This window comes from Streptomyces sp. AF1A (genome assembly GCF_047340315.1).
In the GTDB taxonomy this organism is placed as follows: domain Bacteria; phylum Actinomycetota; class Actinomycetes; order Streptomycetales; family Streptomycetaceae; genus Streptomyces.
This window is the reverse complement of record NZ_JBLEBI010000357.1, coordinates 1-2,129: the sequence shown is the minus strand read 5'-3', so window position 1 is coordinate 2,129 and position 2,129 is coordinate 1. Positions and strand designations below refer to the sequence as shown.

Below are 2,129 nucleotides of genomic sequence, written 5' to 3'. Positions count from 1 at the left end.
CGGAACAGAAGACGCCCGGAGATCCGCAGGTCACGTCGACCTCGCCGACGCCGGCGCCGGACAGGACCGATGCCAGGACGGCGCCGACCCGTCCCGCGCCCTGTACCTGGACGCGCAGGGCGCGGCGGGCGGCGAGCCGGGCGATGGGGCCGCCCGGCTCGGGTGTGGTCAGGGAGAGCGAGGCGAGGTCGGGGCGCAGCCGCTGCAGGACCTCGTCCTTCTTGCGCAGCGCGTCCGCGGCCGGTCCGCCGCCGCGCGCGTCGTCGACGAGGCCGGCCCGGGCGAGGCGGTCCACAAGTGCGTCGACGTGGCCGTCGGGCAGGTCCATGCGCAGACCCTCCTCGCGCAGCAACGGCAGGCCGCGGGTGCCGTTGAGCAGTTCCAGGAAGCTGCCCGTGGCGGTGTCCATCGGTCCCAGCGTCAGTGCGTGCGCCGGGGTCATGCCGAACTGCACGGTGTTGAGATCGCGCCAGCCGCGCCGCAGCGCGGGTTTCACCATCGGATGCATGACTGGTCCCCGTTTCCGTCGAGATGCCGGAGGAACCGGTCGCGTTCCGCCGACGCCTGCCAGCATGCCGGGCGGGTCGGTGGGCTGCCGAGGGTTGTCCACAGGCACGAGGTGTTTGTCATACGGATGAGTCGGATCGTCGGTCGGGAGGCGCGGCCGGGGCAGCCGGGCGTCACCATTACTTGTGGTAAATGCCGCAAAGAGGATTTGTGGATGGGTGGACGGGTCGTACGAATCAAACGCTTGGCGGGGGATCGGCATCGAACCGTCCTGGAGCCGGGACTTTGCCCGCACCCAGCGGGTAACGTCGGGGCGTGCCCGCCGACCCACTGCACCGCGCCGGAATGCCACAGCGCAGCGCGACGAGCCAGCCGCCCAGCGGCTCGCAGGCGAGCGCGATCGAGGTCCGCAGAAGTGCCCGGCGCCGGCGGACGGTCTCCGCGTACCGCGAGGGCGATCGCACGGTCGTGCTGATCCCCGCCCGGATGTCGAAGGCGGAGGAGCAGCGCTGGGTGACCGTCATGCTCGACAAGCTCGCCGCTCAGGAGAGCCGGAGGGTACTCGGCGACGCCGAGCTGGCCGAGCGCGCCGAGCGGCTGTCCGCCCAGTACTTCGACGGCCGCGCCCGCCCGGCCTCCGTGCGCTGGGTCACCAACCAGAACACCCGCTGGGGCTCGTGCACCCCGGCCGAGGGCAGCATCCGGCTCTCGCACCGGCTCCAGGGCATGCCCGAGTACGTCGTCGACTACGTGCTCTGCCACGAGCTGGCGCATCTGCTGGTGCCCGGTCACGGGGCCGATTTCTGGCGGCTGCTGGAGGCCTACCCGCGCACCGAGCGGGCCCGCGGCTATCTCGAAGGGGTGGTCGCCGCCGAACGGCTGCCGCATGTGCCCGGCGCACGGGGCGAGTGACGGGCGCGCGAGGTGAGTGACCAGCCCGTGTGAGCGGCCGGGCGTGGTTGTGTACCGGGTCTGTACCGACCGGGACCGACCGGGGTGGTTGTCGGCCGTTGCCGTTAGCCTGGCGCGACGCACTTGTATTCGGGATGGGGGACGGTCGTATCGCATGGCCAGGGAATTCCAACGCGGCCACAAGGCCAGGATCAGTGACCTCACGGCGGGCACGGATCTGTACGTAGGCGTGCAGATCGCGGGCCCCGGACTGACCTTCGACATCAGCTGCTTCGGTCTGGACGCCGACGAGCGCCTCTCGGACGACCGGTACTTCGTCTTCTTCAACCAGCCGAAGTCCCCGGAGGAGTCCATCCAGTTGCTGGGTGCCCAGGCGGGCGACACGGAGTCGTTCCGGGTCACGCTCGACCGGATTCCGCCGCACATCCGCAAGCTGTCCTTCACGGCGACCATCGACGGCACCGGGCAGATGGCGCAGATCGGCCCCGGACACCTGCGGATCGTCGCGGGCGGCGAGGAGGTCGCCCGGTACTCGTTCAGCGGCTCGGAGTTCTCCACCGAGCGGGCCGTGATGCTCGGTGACTTCTACTTCAAGGACGGGTGGCGGTTCGCCGCGGTCGGGCAGGGCTTCGACGGCGGTCTGGACGCGCTGCTGAAGAACTTCGGCGGCGAGGTGCTGGAGGAGGAGGCGCCCGCCGCCCCGCAGCAGC

General features: G+C 71.0%; 2 protein-coding genes and 1 pseudogene. 2 read left to right on the top strand and 1 reads right to left on the bottom strand.

All coding sequences use genetic code 11. The features are described 5' to 3' along the window. A pseudogene (locus ACLU3S_RS36790) lies at positions 1-508 on the bottom strand (ThiF family adenylyltransferase); the annotation flags it as partial. Positions 509-822: 314 nt separating this feature from the next. On the opposite strand from ACLU3S_RS36790, the gene ACLU3S_RS36785 reads away from it, so the two are divergent. Next, positions 823-1,419: a M48 family metallopeptidase gene (locus tag ACLU3S_RS36785; RefSeq protein WP_413956322.1), complete on the top strand. Its 597-nt coding sequence runs from the start codon at positions 823-825 to the stop codon at positions 1,417-1,419. Positions 1,420-1,573: 154 nt separating this feature from the next. After that, positions 1,574-2,129: TerD family protein (locus ACLU3S_RS36780; RefSeq protein WP_413956321.1), on the top strand; the 556-nt coding region annotated here is incomplete at its 3' end.